Genomic DNA, 16,287 nt, shown 5'->3' with positions numbered 1-16,287 from the left:
CAATCTACAAAAATAGTTAAAGTAATTGTTCACCCCCCTTCCCTCCCACTAAAAAACAGAGAACCCTCAAGGTTCTCTGTTTTCCTTATTCCATAGTCACTTTGATTTCATTCACCATCATGCTTTTAATCAGTTCTTCAATCATTACAGGCATTTCAATAAATGCACTGTCGATGTGAAGTCGCTCTGTTCGCTGATGCGGGTCTTTTCCAAACGGACCGACATTTAGGACAGGTGCACGCAATTCGCTCATTTCCTTGAATGGAATGCTGTATGTATCTCCCCAAACCGGTGTATTGCTTTCAAATGCCGCCCAACCGTTTGAATCATCTTCGTAGTTGACGTAGCTCAGGTCGCAAATACCGTTAAAGTAATGTACTTGTTTCACGGTATTATCAAACGTCTTCGCCATTTTTTTCATAAGCTCAATCGAATCTTGGACAAGCTGATTGTTCGACGAGTTTATGGCCGGATAATATGGCGGTGCATACAAAAGGACTATTGCAGGAGTCAGTTCTTGACATTGAATCATTAAGCTATCAACGATTCGAAGCGATTTTTCCCTATCGTCCCAATGCGGATTTTTGACCACTTCTTTTTTAATCCGTTCTACGTCCTCTGCACCTAGTTTTTCAATCGCGTGTGCTAGCAATTGTTCATAACGCAATACTTTTACTTGCCCTACTCCATTCACTTGCTCTCGCTCACAAATTTGTCGGTAGCTTTCATTGCATGCATCCATTGCTTCTTTTGCAACTTGTTCAAACAAATCCATCACTTCAGCAGCAGTTCGCTTCATTAAAAACACATTGTACAAGGCAACGGCACGGTAAGGTGTTTGTGTTGAATATTGTAATTTTAAATCTTTTTGCTGCAAGGAAACCGGAAGCGGTGTACTTTCGCCAAGAGCCGTTTCACGGAATTGTTCATTCCATTCCATGCGCTGTGTTAAAAATGAAGCGATGTAATTCGCCGTCATACCTTTTAGCGGCTCGCCGACATGTGTTTCTTTTCCGTAGAACAATGCGGCTGGCATAATTTTACCAATCGTTCCGGAATAGATGTACTCATCAATATCTGTGGGATTCTTTGAAAATGAAGGTTCACTATTAAAAAATAGTTTATACTTTAATCCATATTCATCACGCAAGCGAACGAGCTCGATTACTGCTGCGCGCATACCCGCGGAGTTGACTTCCTCGTCTGGAACAGTTGTTAACACAAGGTTAATCGGCCATTTTTCTATGCTTGCCTTTTCAATAAGCTGCATATGAAGAGCAAGACCCATCTTCATATCCATCGTGCCCCGGCCAAACAAATACTTCCCCGATTCAAGGTCAATCCGTGCATCTTCCGGTAAGTCTTTCTTATATTTTTCTTCCATTAATTTCTTTGTTAATTCTTCTGGACGAAATGCAAGCGGCTCCAAAACGCCATATTCCTCTGTCCAAACAGTGTCAAAATGACTGATCAAAACGATTGTTTCCGTAGCATCCGGATGCTTGTATAAAGCCGTAACTGTTTGTCTTCCTAAACCTGCGTCATGCAGCCCCAACCGATCTGGGTGTTCTTTAAAGTAATCCAATTCGCCCAACTTTTCTGTAACCTTCGGGGCAAATGCGCACTCGCCTTCTGTTAGTGTCCGGCTATCCCAGCTAACAAGATCACATAATAATGCGCGAAGTTGTTCCGAAGTTCCCCATTTTCTTCCCATTTATATTCCCCTCTCATTTACAATGTTTGTAAAAAACTTTCTAACCGATCCATGCCTTTTTCCAACACAGGCATTGCATAAGCATACGAGATTCGCAAGTAACCTTCCCCATATGTTGAAAAAGCACTGCCCGGAACTGCCGCCACTCCGGCTTCATTCAATAACTTTGTCGCAAAACTATAAGAATTCAGACCGTATTTTTTAATGGAAGGGAAAATGTAAAACGCGCCATTCGGCTTTACAACATCAAGTCCCATTTCCACCAAGCGGCTATAAACAAAATCACGTCTTCTAATATATTCATAATTCATTTCCACTGGGGTCTGTCTACAGTCATTCAGCGCTTTGATTGCGGCATACTGACTTGGCAAGGAAGCGCATACCGAGTTGTATAAATGCACCTTTAAAACATGTTCCATATAATTCGCTGGTCCTAACGCATAACCAATTCGCCATCCAGTCATGGAATGCGATTTTGAAAGACCATGCAATAGAAATAATCGATCTCTCAGTGAAGCATATTGCGCGAACGAAATATGGGGCCCTGAAAATGTATTTTCACTGTAGATTTCATCAGATAAAACAAATACATTGTTTTTCTCTAGAACCGCGACAAGGTCATCCATTAATGCCTTTTCAATGGTCACGCCTGTCGGGTTCGATGGAAAATTGAACAAAACAGCTTTTGTATTTGGTGTGATTAATGACGCCAATCTTTCTGGCGATGGACGAAAGTCAGTATCTGTCGTGTCAAGATAGACAACTTTTCCGCCGCATAGTTCAATGATGGGTTCATAACCAAGATACAGCGGTGTTGGCAGTATAACTTCATCACCAGGTGTTAAAATCGTTCGAAATACAGAGTCGATCGCTTCACTTGCGCCATTTGTAATCACAATTTCAGTCTCTGGATTATATGAAAATCCATATTTATCTTGAAAGTAAGAAGAAACTGCCTGCCTTAATTCAAGCAGGCCCGCATTGTGGGAATAACCAGTCTTATTGTTCATGACCGCTTCTATCCCAGCCGACTTGACTGCTTCTGGTGTTGGAAAATCCGGTTGTCCAATTGTTAAGTTTACCGCATCTGGAAAATGAATAAGCTGATTTGAAAATTGACGAATGCCTGGTACGGACAATGTCTTTGCAAGCTCATTAATCGATAGTACCATCTATTATTCATCCTCCTTAAAGTAAACTAAAAATCTTTCTTCCACTTTTTTCATATGATGTGCCATCTCTTTTTTTGCTTGCTGTAAATCCTTATTTTTCATCGCTTCCAGAATCCGCTGATGTTCTTCATAAGCCTCTACAGCGCTCATATGAACTGTATTGGATAAAACAAGGAATGCGCGATTGACACCAGTATTCATTTGATGAATTAATTGTTTAATTTTTCCGTTATCATTTTTCGAAGCTAAAATTAAATGAAATTGGCGATCATAATCAATAAATTTTTGGAAATCATTATTCGAAATCGCCTTCAGCTGCTCTTGAAGGTTTTCCTCTAATTCATTAATAAATATCAAATCATCGTTATCGATAATTTTTTCGATATTGTAAATTTCAAGCACACTGCGTAACTCCATAAAATCCAGTGAATCCTCTTTCGTGAAAGTCGCAACTGTCGCTGGTTTCCCTTTGTTTAAATTAATCAATCCTTCGGTCGCAAGCTTTCGGATTGCTTCACGTAATGGTGTTCGGCTTACACCTAAGTCTGCGGCCAGCTTTTCTTCTGTAAGCTCCGTTTCCGGGGCAAGCTTTCCAGAGATGATTCCTTTTTTAAGTAAAGAATAGGCCTGTTCTGCTAACGTTTCTCTTTTGATTACTTTCTCCAAGTGTATTGTCCTCCATTTATCGATTCCCAAACCCAGTATACTGTATACAACAGTAAAGTATATTGAATTATTTGTAAACGGTTTTTTTCAAATGTTTGGAATTCGTCAAGTTTTCTTATTTAAAAACGGAGCTCTTCATTAAGATGGAGAACTCCGTTTTTTGATTTATTCGTTATCCATCAATATACAACTGCAATGATTTCTAAATCATTATCAGTAGGATTTTCTAAACCGTGGCTTTGTCCTTTTTTGATAAGACATAAATCTCCAGCCTTTACAGGGATTCTCTCTTCTTTGTGGTTGAGGAAAATTCCTTCCCCCCTCAGCACATAATAAGCTTCCGCATCGTCCGGATGCGGATGATACCCTATTGTGGAATGCGGTTTAATAATGACTTGGGCAAAAAGAGATAATCCCGCCACTTGATCATCTTGCGTAATCTTTTTGTGTATTTCAATTTTGCCAACCCCGCCGTGACAGTTTTCAAGCATTGATTTTTCTATCGTTTTTCTAATCATCATAAACTCCCTTTAATCGAAAAGATTTGGAATAGTTGTCGAAATAGCAGGGATAAATATTATTAATAAAACAACGAATGCGACAATTCCAATGACATGGAAAACATATGGAATGGTATCTTCAATCCCCATCTTTCTATCCGTAATACTACAGCCTGCAATCAATGACAGTCCGACTGGCGGTGTAATATTAGCTAAGGCAAAGTTCATAACGAGTACCATTCCAAAATGAATGGGGTCAATTCCATATTGCAAGGCAATTGGCATGAAGATTGGACTTAATAAAATGATTAAAGATGTTACTTCCGTTAATGTACCAAGAATCAATAATATTAACGATACAATTAGTAAAAACTGCAATGGCGTACTTGCAAATTGCAAAAAGAAACCAGAAATCATAGCTGGCACTTTATTTGTCGTCAGTACGTAAGTAAACACATTAGCGACTGAAATAATGATTAAAATAATAGCGGAAGTTACCGCAGAAGAAACCATTACTTCTTTAACCTTTTTAAATGTTAACTCTTTATAAAATACAGACAATATAAATCCATAGATAACTGCAATGACAGCAGCTTCTGTGGCTGTTACAAGCCCACTAAAAATTCCGCCTAAAATAAATATTGGCGCCATTAATGGTAAAAACGCTCTACGGCAAATCGTTAAAAACTCTTTACCGCTTATATTCTTATGTTCAACGACTCCAAAGCCTTTTTTCTTTGACATAAAGGAAACATAAATACAGAATACAATTGTTAATAGTATTCCCGGCAAGAAACCTGCAATGAATAGTTTGCCAATCGAAATATTAGCCGTTATTCCTAGGATAACCATTGTAATACTTGGCGGAATAATTAATCCTAATACTCCGGCAGGTCCGATAACGCTTGCGATAAAAGAGTTGCTATATTTTTGCTCCTTCATTTTAGGAACAACAACAGAACCTACCGCGTAAGTCGTCGCTACGGTTGAACCGGATACTGCGCCGAAGAAAGCGCATGTTACAACTGCCGTCATACCTAGCCCGCCTGAAAGCCTTCCAACGATTGCATCTGCTAAATCCATTAGCCTTTTCGTTAGTCCGCCATGCCCCATCACATTTCCCGCCAAAATAAACAGAGGAAGTGCCAAATAAGAAAAGTTATTGACGCCTGCGAACATTCTTTGAATGATAATTTCTAATGAAATATCACTTAAAAATAATGCACCGATTGAGACACTTCCAATTGTAAAGGCAATTGGCATTCCAAGAAAAAGCAATATAAAAAATGATAGTAAAATACCTATAATCATAATTCAGCAACTCCTTCCTCGGAAGGTTTTAACATATTCATAATAATATAGTAGATTGAGAAAATAGAACTCAATGGAATAACTCCGTAAAAGACCCCCATAGGCAACTGTAAAGTAGATGAAGATGTCGCCATAGCCGCAATGGTTAGTTTAAATCCATAGGTCATTAAAATACCGAAGAAAATAATTAATAGAACATGTATTGTGAAGTCGATGATTTTTTGATATTTTTCACTTGCTAAACCGACAAAATACCTAACTCCAAGATGCATTTTTTCATGAATGGCTAAACTTGTTCCCAGGAATGTCAACCAAACAACTAAAAGTCTGGCGAGTTCCTCAGTTCCGGGTAAAGAGTATTTAATAAACCTTGAAAAAACTTGTAGAAATACGATCAAAGTTAGTCCTGCAATGGCTAATCCACATAACATCGACAGCGTTTTAGTAATGACATTTGTTACCCTGTCTAACATATGGCCCCTCCTTTATTTCTTAAAATAATCTCCTTGTCTCTAGTGAAACAAGGAGATTTAAGTGATTCATACCTTACCAGCCAGAAGCTTCTCGATAAATATTCATAAGCTCTTCTCCGAAAACCTCTTTTTCCCATTTATCATAAACAGGTAACATTTTTTCACGGAACGCCGCCAAGTCTACATCATTATTAATTGTCATTCCTCTATTTGCCAGCTCTTCAATGTATCCTGCTTCCTTCTCGTCGTTCAAAGTCTTAACCTTTTCAGAAATTCGATCTGCTTCCGCCAAAATAATTTCTTGATCTTCAGCAGAGATTTTGTCCCATACATCGTTCGCTACAACCATCATAATCGTATTATAAAAATGCCCCGTTAATGAAAGATATTTTTGAACCTCGTCAAATTTCGGCGCTTCAATATTTGCTAAAGGATTTTCTTGCGCATCCAATGCCCCTTGCTGCAATGCGCCATATACTTCACTAAACGCCATAACCGTTGGTAAAGCGCCTACTTGTTCAAATGCATCGATACGCAGCTTAGATTCTGCCACACGGATTTTTAAACCTTTCATATCTTCAGGTGTGACAATTGGTTTTATGTTATTTGTGACGTGTCTGAAACCCCACTCCAAGTAACCAATTTTTTTCATGCCTTGCTCATGCATTATTGCCGCTAAATGGTCCCCGAACTCACCTTTATAAGCATTACGCGCATGTTCAATATCTTTCCACATGTACGGCAGATCTTCAATCGCCATACGTTTATCAAGCGCCTGCATTGTGCCAATCATGATTGCTGAAGACTCCATGGTTCCCATTTGAACTTGTTCTAACATTTCCTTTTCTGAACCTAGTTGACTATTAGGGAACACGTCAATTTCCACACGGCCATCCGTTTTTTCTGCTACCGCCTTCGCCATATCTTCAATCATATCAGCTGCCGGTGTTCCTTCAGACAATGCATGTCCTAATTGTAGTTTTACTGTCTCTCCATTGCCTTTAGATGTAGCGGTACCACCAGAGACATCATTTTTTGAACATCCTGCAAGTACAATCATAAGTAATAGTGAACCTATTAACATATATGAGAACTTTTTTAACATTTCTTTTCCTCCCAATCTATAGCCTTTTTTAAAACCATTAGAAAACGCTTGCAATTTACCCTGTTAATCTTTCATTCTCCAAATATATACAATCTATGTACCTCGGTTTCTATTTCTGAATGATGACTTTTTAAGTTTGATACCCCCCATCTCACTTGCGTATACTGTATACTGTATTCTAATTTATACATTAGGTAGAATTATTTGTCAATTAAAAATTAATTTTCTTTTCCAATCTTTCTTTATATTAATCAAGAACAAAATCGCTAACGCGGCTTTAGCTTTTTCATAAGTTCTTCTCCTAAATAATCCAAAACGGCTAACCATTCGAAAATGCTTAGGAGAAATGTGTTGTATTAACATGAATAGAAATTCATATACAGGCAAAGACTCATCTACTCTTTTTCCAGTTTATTTGTTGCTTAATAAGTTTTTATTTTCTTCCACTAATCCGCTCGAGATTAATGTAATAGGGAAATTCAGGGGATATCGGGCAATGAAAGGGCTGCTCTTTTACCGCAATAAGCAAAAAAGGAATTTTGCGGGTAATGAAAAAATAGTTCCTCATAATTTGTAAAGAGAACCCTTGTTGAAATAAAAAATGGAGCATTGTCATTAAACAACGCTCCATTTCGCTTATGCATTTTATTCACCAAAGTCCACATTATGATACACCTGCTGCACGTCATCTAAATCTTCAAGGGCATCAATCATTTTCTCAAATTTTGCTTGTGCATCTTCTGGTAAGGTAATTTCGTTTTGGGCAAGCATCGTGATCTCGGCAACTGTAAATTCGGTTACACCGGCATTTTTAAATGCTTCCTGCACGGCATGAAATTGGTCCGGTTCCGCGTAGACGATAACAGAATCATCTTCTTCCAAGATATCACGTGCATCGACATCTGCTTCCATAAGGATTTCAAGCACTTCATCGGCTGATTTTCCTTCAAGACCGATAACAGCAGTAGCATCAAACATGTAGGCTACAGATCCGCTTACTCCCATATTTCCACCGTTTTTCCCGAATGCCGCACGCACATCTGATGCTGTACGATTCACATTATTTGTCAATGCATCCACGATGACCATTGAGCCGTTAGGTCCGAAGCCTTCGTAGCGAAGCTCGTCATAGTTTTCGTCTGAACCACCCTTAGCTTTGTCAATCGCACGGTCAATAATATGTTTTGGGACATTGTATGTTTTCGCTCTTTCCAATACAAACTTTAATGCCTGATTGGCTTCGGGGTCTGGCTCGCCCTGTCTGGCAGCAACATAAATTTCGACTCCGAATTTAGCATATATACGGCTAGTATTTGCATCTTTTGATGCCTTTTTATCTTTAATATTATTCCATTTACGGCCCATATTGACCACTCTCTTTCCACTTTGAATCTACATAAAAAATAATAATACTAAATAGGCTATTTCTTCAATACTTTTTCTTTCCAATTGGGCAAATGTTTGGTAACCACTCACTCTTATCTTCATCCTATATTATACCTCAATTAATTTGTTTTTTTCGAGTATTTATGAGTAACTACATATTAAAGGAATCTAAATAATATTATTATATCAGTGAATAAGGGGGTCAATTATGGGAGAGAAATCTATTAATTATACAGCTGATGTTCCTGCTCCTGATCAGCTTTATGAGCTCTACCAGCTTGAAGGATGGAATGATTTTTTGAAATTGCCGAAGGAGCATTTACATAGGGCCATGCTTCAAAGCTGGTCTGTTATAAGTGCTTATGATAGAGAGCAGCTAATTGGTACAGGGAGAATCATTTCGGACGGAGTAATAAATGGGTATATTTGCGGGGTCATCGTCCACCCTGACTATCGAAGCCTAGGAATAGGGAAAGAAATTGTCAAAAGGCTCGTGGAAAAGGGCAGAGCATCGAATTTGCATCTTCAATTATTATGCGAAGAACAGAAAGCACCCTATTACGAAAAGCTAGGATTTGAAGTTTTTACAGTGGGGATGAAATATAGCAGAGAATGACTTCGAAGGGTTTCCGTTTTTTGGTAAAGAAATTTCAACCTTAGTGCGGATACCCAAACACGTCATGGTTGGCGTTTTTGACAGCAGTAGCTGAAATCACGCACCATGAACACTTTATGGTTGGCGTTTTTAGCAGCAACAGCTGAAAACACGCACTATGAACACTTCATAATTAGCGTTTTTGGCAGCAATAGCTGAAAACACGCACTATGAACACTTCATAATTAGCGTTTTAGCAGCAACAGCTGAAAACACGCACTATGAACACTTCATAATTAGCGTTTTTAGCAGCAACAGCTGAAAACACGCACTATAAGCTAAAGTAATCCTAAAACAGAGGATGAATAGTCTGAATTTTCCTATTTACAACCTAAAAGGTTTGCGTTATGATAATAACACACTTTTTAGGGAGGTTAGGAAGATGAGGAAAACGAAGCTGCTTTCAATTGTTCTGCTCACTGTCTTTTTCTCGTTCCTAATTGCTCAGTATCCCGGTGGACATACCAAAAGGATAATAGATCCTGAACATCATGCTGTCATTTCATCTGATTCAACAGAAAGTTTTCTTGTAAAAGATGACATAAAAAAGTTTCTTTTTAATCCGAATTTTAATATTGAAGCTCTATACCTATTAACACTTGCCTTATCACTATTCTGCAGTAAATTAATTGGATCTTCCCAAAGAGGCATGTTCTTTACGCCGATTTTCTATCAATCCAATTACGTGGTTTTTTCTCCTTCCTTTTCATAAAAAAACGAAGGAGGAAATCAATATGTGGATTCGCTTCTTATTCATCGGCTTATTTTCACTCACTGCATCAAGCCTGTTATTCTACCAGGGAGTTGAAATTTTCCACGCATTCACTGATTATTTTAAAAAGAGTTAGTTTAAAAGCCAGTTCTGGGTTAGTCCCCAGAACTGGCTTTCCTTATGAACATTAATATTCAATATCCTCAAAATCCTTTGGCTGCGGGATTGGCTGCTTAGATTCTGGATCAGCAAATTCTCTAATGAGCTGTTTCTCATTCTCTGCTTCTCCATGAATCTTTTTATTTTCTTTATGTTGCTCCTTCATAGGATCATCCCCCTTTAGATTTAAACACTTCTTTAAAAGGGTTCGCTATTTTTGGAGAAACATACACATTGCCTAAATGCCAATGACCCTTAGCTCGCTTTCCCTTCTGTCAGCATTTCCTTTTTCTCCTTCGAAAAAAGCCAGCCGCCTGCTGCGATCAAAATGAGGACAGCATAGAAAATGATTTTCCACGTTGTGGAGTGTGCAAACGTTGATGGGAGAACGGATATGGCCGGATGAGAAAGTGTATAAACTGAAAGCTTCACCCCGACCCATCCAACAATCATGAACGCGGCAATTTCCAATCCAGGCTTCTTTTGCAACAGATTAACAAATACATTGGCCGCAAATCGCATGATGATTAATCCGATAAATCCTCCGGCGAAAATGACGAGAAACTTTCCTCCGTCTAGTCCCCCAATGTTCGGCAAGTTTGTATCCGGAAGTGCTACTGCAAGTGCAACCGCTGCTAAAATAGAATCAATTGCAAAGGCGATATCCGCTAATTCTACTTTAAAAACCGTCATCCAGAAGCCGGCCTTTTTCTTTTCCTGCTTTGAAGATGCTTTTTCTTCTCCCCTTTTCACGATTAGCTTCCTGAATATATGATTGAAGGCAATAAATAATAAATAAAGTGCACCGATTGCTTGAACTTGCCAGATATCAACGAGAAACGAAATGGCAAATAATGACCCGAATCGGAATATAAAGGCCCCAGCAAGCCCATAAAATAACGCCTTTCTTCTTTCCTGCTCAGGAAGATGTTTAACCATAATCGCTAGCACTAATGCATTGTCAGCTGCCAAAAGCCCTTCTATCCCAATCAATAGCAGCAATACCCAGCCATATTCTAATAACATTGATAATTCCATTGTGACTCCCCCTTGTTTTCTAATGCCATCTCCTTTTTTGCAAACAAAAAAACCTTTACCAGCAAGCGGTAAAGGTTTAATAAACAAATAAAGACCTTTACCCCGAATAGGTAAAGGTCTTGCTAACAACGATAATAAGTTGCCGACAATGCCGGGAGATCAGATCTCCGAAGTGACGACTTTGCCGTAAAAGCTACTCCCCTTTAGGAGAAACTATTTAATTGATACATTTATCATAATCGAAATTATTTGGTTTTGTCAATTATTTTTTAGCTTAATTATATTGTAAACCGTAACGGCTCGTTTTCTTTTTCGTGATGATATGCTTATCGTCAATACGCTTTTCGATTTCCTCAAGCTGATCTCTGTCTCTTAGAAGCTCTTCTCTGTTCTTTCTGATTAAACTTGATAATGTTACTCTTTTTCTGCTCATTGTAATATCTCCCTTTATTCATGTTGTATGTTTATTAGAATGTATCCCCATTTATATGCATAGCCTATAGGCTGTTACTCAAACACAATTGTTTTATTCCCATGGACAAGAACTCGATCTTCTACATGCCAAGCTACTGCCTCCGCGAGAACAGTTCTTTCCACATGACGGCCGGCTACTTTTAAATCCTCTGACGAGTAGCTGTGATTAACACGCAGAACATCCTGCTGAATAATTGGCCCTTCATCTAAATCATTTGTTACATAGTGGGCAGTTGCTCCGATCAACTTCACTCCCCTGTTAAAAGCCCTCACATATGGGTTGGCCCCAACAAAGGCTGGAAGGAATGAATGATGGATGTTGATAATTTGGTTCGGATATTTCGATATAAAATTCGGCGTGAGAATTTGCATATATCTTGCCAGTACAATAAAGTCTACCTTCCCATCCAATAGCTCTAATGTCTTCTTCTCAGCTTCTTCCTTTGTTTCATGTGTAAGCGGGATATGGTAAAAAGGAAGCCCGTAACTTTCAACCTCATCTGCTAAGTTAGCATGATTGCTGATCACTAGCGGGATGTCAACAGGCAATTCCTTTGATTTCCAGCGCCAAATGAGCTCTAGAAGACAATGATCCATTTTGGATACAAAAATCGCCATCCTCTTTCTCTTCTTAGAATTGCTAAGCTGCCAATCCATCGAATGGTTTTGTGCAATTTCATGCAAACCCTGTTCCAGTCCTTCAATCGATGTGTCAAAGTTTTGCAAATCAAACTCAATTCGCATAAAGAATCTGCCTGCCTGCGGGTCGGTTGTATGCTGATCAAAGTGAACAATATTCGCTTGATGCTCTAATAAAAAGTTGGAAATGATCGAAATAATCCCTGGCTTTTCCGGGCACGAAATGAGTAATACGCCTCTATTTCCTTTTTCTCTTGTTGTCATTGATACACCTCAATTCAATAAATTAAGAATGAATGGCTCTTCCATCTACTGCTAACGCAGCCTCCCCGATCGCTTCCGCTAACGTTGGATGCGGATGAATCGTTCTAGCGATATCCATTGATGTCGCTTCAAGAACGCGAGCAAGACCTGCCTCAGTAATCATATCTGTTACATGCGGGCCAACCATATGGACACCGAGCAGCTTTTTCGATCCTTCTTCTACAACCATTTTCACAAATCCGTCAGATTCACCGAAAACAAGGGCTTTTCCAACTGCACGGAATGAGAATTTCCCTGTTTTCACTTCGTAACCTTGCAGCTTTGCTTCTTCCTCCGTAAGCCCTACACTCGCAACCTCAGGACTGCTATATATACATTTTGATACTAATGTTGGATCCAGCGGCGTTGGATTTTCACCCGCAATATGTTCAATTGCGATCAGTCCTTCATGTGAAGCTACATGTGCCAGCTGCAGTCCGCCAATGACATCTCCAATTGCGTAAATATTCGACTCGTTTGTCTGGTAGTATTCGTTTGTAGCGATAAACCCGCGCTCAACGTTAATCGACGTGTTCTCAAGGCTTATCGACTCGATATTCGGCAGTCGGCCAACAGAAACGAGAAGTTTGTCTGCAGAGAACGTTTTCTCTTCGCCGCGATGCTCAGCCTTGATTGTTACACCATCGCCTTTTTCTAGGGACCCTGGGAGCACCTTAGCACCTGTAACAATCTTAACTCCTTTTTTCTTCATTAAACGCTGTACTTCCTTAGATATATCTGCATCCTCTGTCGGAATAATTCGATCAGCAAATTCAATCACTGTTACTTCCAATCCGAAATCAACGAGCATCGAAGCCCATTCGATCCCAATCACACCGCCGCCAACAATAATAATCGACTTTGGCAATTCTTCCATTTGAAGCGCTTCATCCGATGTCATGACATACTTCCCATCGGCTTCTAGTCCCGGAAGTGTCCGTGGACGTGATCCAGTTGCAATTACTATATTTTTAGGAGCAAGAATGATTTCCTCTTCCCCATTATTCAAATCTACCAATATGTTTCTAGACTCTAGGATTCTTCCTTTTCCTTCATAGACATCAATTTTTCCTTTTTTCATTAGGTGCTGCACACCTTTAAACAGGCGGTCAGTAATCTCAGCTTTTCTTGCCTGTACTTTTGAAAAATCAAGTCCAACTTCTGGGGCAATGACACCATATGCTTCTGCATTCTTTGTCGTTGCGTAAACTTCTGCACTTCGAAGTAATGCTTTACTTGGGATACAGCCAGCGTGTAGGCAAGTTCCACCAAGCTTTCCTTTTTCAACAACAGCAGCTGTTAAGCCTAATTGAGAGGCGCGAATAGCTGCAACGTATCCGCCTGTACCGCCACCAATAATGACTACATCATATTCTTTGGTCAAATCATTCTCTCCTTTGGATATATTGTGAACATTTTAACAATCAATCCCCAAATTTATCCACGAAAAAAAGGACAGAAAAAGGGTAAGATTGTTTACCCTTCTCTGTCCTTTTACCTGAGAGTTTAAGCCCAAATTAATAATGGGGTCCCCTTGGGTGTCGTACAAGTTTCTACGAGCTCTCCAGAGATGCGTCCCGTTGTGGTTCCTCTACCTGAGAGATTGGTTCCAAGGGTCTTTTTGGAACTTGCTCCTTCGGTGGCTTGTCATAATGCTCTCTCCCACAACCGTCATTCGCCTATATAGAATTTTCTATAAATTTAGAATAATACTTTAGCGCTGTAATGTCAAGCATTTTAACAGAATCTTAATGTTTTATGAGAAAAAGTTCACAAAGTGTTCATTCCTGTTCATAAAAACTTTACAAAAATTACAGATTGACAGCATATGATCTGCCTATTAAAATATTATATTTGGGTACCCGCCCACGTGGTTCGTAACCATCCCACGATAAAAAACTAAGGAGAGAATTGAATATGAATGTAAAAACGCTTGTCGGAAATGGTATTTTAGCAGCTTTATATATTGCTGTTTCCATGCTAATCCAGCCTTTCGGATTTACGAATATCCAGTTTCGTGTTTCCGAAATGTTTAATCACCTAATTGTCTTTAACAAGAAATATATTTTCGGAATAGTCTTAGGTGTATTTTTAACGAATTTATTATTTTCACCAATCGTCGCGTACGATCTTATTTTCGGAGTCGGACAATCGCTGATTTCCTTATTAATCACGATGGCATGCTGCCGATTTATTAAAAATATTTGGGCACGCATGGCGGTAAATACACTCGTATTTACTTTCACTATGTTCCTTATTGCACTTGAGCTTCATCTTGCCTATGGCTGGCCCTTTAAGCTTACATGGCTCACAACCGCTATCGGTGAATTCGTCGTGATGGCAGTTGGAATGCCTATTATGTATGCATTAAATAAACGTGTGAATTTTGAAAAGACCATCTAGTAAAAGAGTTGGCGTGTGCCAACTCTTTTTTATTTTTACACTGTAACAGCAGCAAAAAACTCGTCATAAAGTGCCTGAACCGCTCGTTTCTCATCGACTTCTTTCACGCCAAACATCATGCTCACCTCAGAGGAGCCTTGGTTAATCATTTCAATATTAACCCCTGCTTTTGCGAGAGCCTTTGATGCCCTTGCTGTTGTACCAATATTGTGGCGCATTCCTTCACCTACAACCATGATAAGCGCAAGACTGTGCTCAATCACGACTTCATCCGCATCTAGCTCTGTCTTAATTCGATCAATAATCTTCTCTTCCATGCCAGGGGTAAATTGATTTTCCCTTAATATAATTGAAATATCATCGATTCCTGACGGTGTATGCTCATAGGAAAGACCATAGCCTTCTAATATCTCCAATAGTTTTCGGCCAAATCCAATTTCTCTGTTCATTAAGTACTTACTAACATAAATGCTGCAGAAGCCTTCGTCACTTGCAATCCCAATAACCGGGCCATTTGTGTTGTCCCTCTCATAAACAATTCGAGTGCCTGGTGCCGATGGATTATTCGTATTCTTAATATGTACCGGTATCCCCGCTCGGAATGCCGGAACAAGTGCCTCATCATGCAGAACACTGAATCCTGCATAGGAAAGCTCACGCATTTCTCTATAGGTTAATTCCTTGATCTCCTTTGGTCTCTGTACGATAAACGGATTAACTGAATAAACAGCATCCACGTCTGTAAAGTTTTCGTATAAGTCTGCTTTCATTCCATTAGCTAGGATGGAGCCAGTGATATCTGATCCGCTCCGTGAGAAGGTAAAGATCTCGCCTTCCTTGCTGTAACCAAAGAATCCTGGAAAAATCACGATGCCCGTGCGCTCACGCAGCTCATACAAACGATCATAGGCCTCTGGCAAAACCTGTGCATGACCTGGTTCTGCACTCACCAAAAGACCAGCTTCCTTAGGACTTACATAGTGTGCCTCCACACCCTGTTTACGGAAATAGGCAGCAACTAGCTTAGCATTGTTGTCTTCGCCGCTCGCCTTCAGTAAATCCATGAATCTGTCTCGGTTGCTTTTATCTGAATTAACCCTTTCAAGTAAATCCTGTTGAATAATATCAATGATTTCCTCTGATAAATCTAATTCCTCTGCAATTAAAGCATATCTTTCAATAACAGCATCAAGTTTTTGCTTCGGGTCTTTATTTTGCAAACAGAGCTCTGCACATTCAATCAAAAGATCTGTTACCTTTTCGTCCTCTGGAAATCTCTTACCTGGTGCAGATACGACTACAACCTTCCTTGCGGGATCAGAAACAACAATCTGGAAGACCTTTTCTAGTTGTTTTCCGGATGCTAAAGAAGATCCGCCAAACTTAACGACTTTCATCCTGACATCTCCTAACCTGTAAAAAATATATCCCTAATTTTACTCCTATTCAGAAAATAATCAAGAGTTTTCCCCTCCATAAGGACATTTGTTTACTAGTAATGGACAAAATAGTTCTAAATACCTACTATTATTTTGCCTCTTCTAGACACTTCCGAATGTTTTTTTATTAAAAATGTT

At 39.3% G+C, this 16,287-nt stretch carries 17 protein-coding genes and 3 riboswitches; of the genes, 3 read left to right on the top strand and 14 right to left on the bottom strand.

Annotation, left to right across the window (positions count from 1 at the left end):
• Positions 1–85: 85 nt before the first annotated feature.
• The 8 genes from AR328_RS12365 to AR328_RS12325 form a co-directional block, all read right to left on the bottom strand.
• Positions 86–1,714 (bottom strand): M20/M25/M40 family metallo-hydrolase, encoded by a 1,629-nt coding sequence (locus AR328_RS12365; protein WP_066295310.1) that lies wholly within the window; start codon positions 1,712–1,714, stop codon positions 86–88.
• 17 nt (positions 1,715–1,731) lie between these two features.
• Positions 1,732–2,886 (bottom strand): aminotransferase class I/II-fold pyridoxal phosphate-dependent enzyme, encoded by a 1,155-nt coding sequence (locus tag AR328_RS12360; RefSeq protein WP_066295309.1) that lies wholly within the window; start codon positions 2,884–2,886, stop codon positions 1,732–1,734.
• A gap of 3 nt (positions 2,887–2,889) precedes the next feature.
• The gene (locus AR328_RS12355; RefSeq protein ID WP_066295308.1) at positions 2,890–3,552 is read right to left on the bottom strand and encodes a GntR family transcriptional regulator; all 663 of its coding nucleotides are present in this window, start codon (positions 3,550–3,552) and stop codon (positions 2,890–2,892) included.
• A 179-nt stretch (positions 3,553–3,731) separates the two neighbouring features.
• Complete coding sequence (locus AR328_RS12350) at positions 3,732–4,070, bottom strand: cupin domain-containing protein (protein WP_066295307.1); 339 nt, start codon at positions 4,068–4,070, stop codon at positions 3,732–3,734.
• Positions 4,071–4,082: 12 nt separating this feature from the next.
• Positions 4,083–5,363 (bottom strand): TRAP transporter large permease, encoded by a 1,281-nt coding sequence (locus AR328_RS12345; RefSeq protein ID WP_066295306.1) that lies wholly within the window; start codon positions 5,361–5,363, stop codon positions 4,083–4,085.
• Entirely contained in the window at positions 5,360–5,836 is a 477-nt protein-coding gene (locus AR328_RS12340; RefSeq protein WP_066295305.1) for a TRAP transporter small permease, read from the bottom strand. The genes AR328_RS12345 and AR328_RS12340 overlap by 4 nt, the downstream gene beginning before the upstream one ends.
• Before the next feature lie 73 nt (positions 5,837–5,909).
• On the bottom strand, positions 5,910–6,941 hold the full coding sequence (locus AR328_RS12335) for a DctP family TRAP transporter solute-binding subunit (protein WP_066295304.1): 1,032 nt from the start codon (positions 6,939–6,941) through the stop codon (positions 5,910–5,912).
• Between the two features lie 645 nt (positions 6,942–7,586).
• Positions 7,587–8,306, bottom strand: a complete 720-nt coding sequence (locus AR328_RS12325; RefSeq protein ID WP_066295302.1) for a YebC/PmpR family DNA-binding transcriptional regulator — start codon at positions 8,304–8,306, stop codon at positions 7,587–7,589.
• Between the two features lie 229 nt (positions 8,307–8,535).
• Here AR328_RS12325 and AR328_RS12320 point away from each other — a divergent pair, with 229 nt between their 5' ends.
• Both AR328_RS12320 and AR328_RS12315 read left to right on the top strand, forming a co-directional pair.
• Positions 8,536–8,943 (top strand): GNAT family N-acetyltransferase, encoded by a 408-nt coding sequence (locus tag AR328_RS12320; RefSeq protein ID WP_066295301.1) that lies wholly within the window; start codon positions 8,536–8,538, stop codon positions 8,941–8,943.
• 421 nt (positions 8,944–9,364) lie between these two features.
• Positions 9,365–9,694, top strand: coding sequence for a hypothetical protein (locus AR328_RS12315; protein WP_066295300.1), 330 nt, complete (start codon positions 9,365–9,367; stop codon positions 9,692–9,694).
• Between the two features lie 187 nt (positions 9,695–9,881).
• Here the strand turns inward: AR328_RS12315 and AR328_RS22550 are convergent, their stop codons facing one another.
• The 5 genes from AR328_RS22550 to lpdA form a co-directional block, all read right to left on the bottom strand.
• Positions 9,882–10,019 carry a hypothetical protein gene (locus tag AR328_RS22550; protein WP_156422689.1) on the bottom strand — a complete coding sequence of 46 codons (138 nt, stop codon included), beginning with the start codon at positions 10,017–10,019 and terminating at the stop codon, positions 9,882–9,884.
• 89 nt (positions 10,020–10,108) lie between these two features.
• Positions 10,109–10,891: a TerC family protein gene (locus AR328_RS12310; RefSeq protein WP_066295299.1), complete on the bottom strand. Its 783-nt coding sequence runs from the start codon at positions 10,889–10,891 to the stop codon at positions 10,109–10,111.
• A 274-nt stretch (positions 10,892–11,165) separates the two neighbouring features.
• Positions 11,166–11,324 (bottom strand): FbpB family small basic protein, encoded by a 159-nt coding sequence (locus AR328_RS22240; protein WP_082677213.1) that lies wholly within the window; start codon positions 11,322–11,324, stop codon positions 11,166–11,168.
• 74 nt (positions 11,325–11,398) lie between these two features.
• A complete protein-coding gene (gene purU / locus AR328_RS12305) occupies positions 11,399–12,268 on the bottom strand; it encodes a formyltetrahydrofolate deformylase (protein ID WP_066295298.1) in 870 nt (289 codons plus the stop codon).
• A gap of 22 nt (positions 12,269–12,290) precedes the next feature.
• Positions 12,291–13,691 (bottom strand): dihydrolipoyl dehydrogenase, encoded by a 1,401-nt coding sequence (gene lpdA / locus AR328_RS12300; protein WP_066295297.1) that lies wholly within the window; start codon positions 13,689–13,691, stop codon positions 12,291–12,293.
• Between the two features lie 92 nt (positions 13,692–13,783).
• A riboswitch (glycine riboswitch) is annotated at positions 13,784–13,880 on the bottom strand.
• Positions 13,881–13,982: riboswitch (glycine riboswitch) on the bottom strand.
• Between the two features lie 189 nt (positions 13,983–14,171).
• Positions 14,172–14,216, top strand: a riboswitch (PreQ1 riboswitch).
• Positions 14,217–14,224: 8 nt separating this feature from the next.
• Between lpdA and AR328_RS12295 the strand changes: the two genes are divergently transcribed.
• Complete coding sequence (locus AR328_RS12295; protein ID WP_066295296.1) at positions 14,225–14,710, top strand: QueT transporter family protein; 486 nt, start codon at positions 14,225–14,227, stop codon at positions 14,708–14,710.
• 35 nt (positions 14,711–14,745) lie between these two features.
• Here the strand turns inward: AR328_RS12295 and AR328_RS12290 are convergent, their stop codons facing one another.
• Positions 14,746–16,107 carry an aspartate kinase gene (locus tag AR328_RS12290; protein ID WP_066295295.1) on the bottom strand — a complete coding sequence of 454 codons (1,362 nt, stop codon included), beginning with the start codon at positions 16,105–16,107 and terminating at the stop codon, positions 14,746–14,748.
• Between the last annotated feature and the right edge of the window lie 180 nt (positions 16,108–16,287).

The sequence above is a fragment of the Bacillus sp. FJAT-29937 genome (genome assembly GCF_001509555.1).
Taxonomy (GTDB): Bacteria; Bacillota; Bacilli; order Bacillales; family Cytobacillaceae; genus Cytobacillus.
Note: the sequence above shows the minus strand (reverse complement) of the source record. Positions and strands in the feature narration are given on the sequence as shown.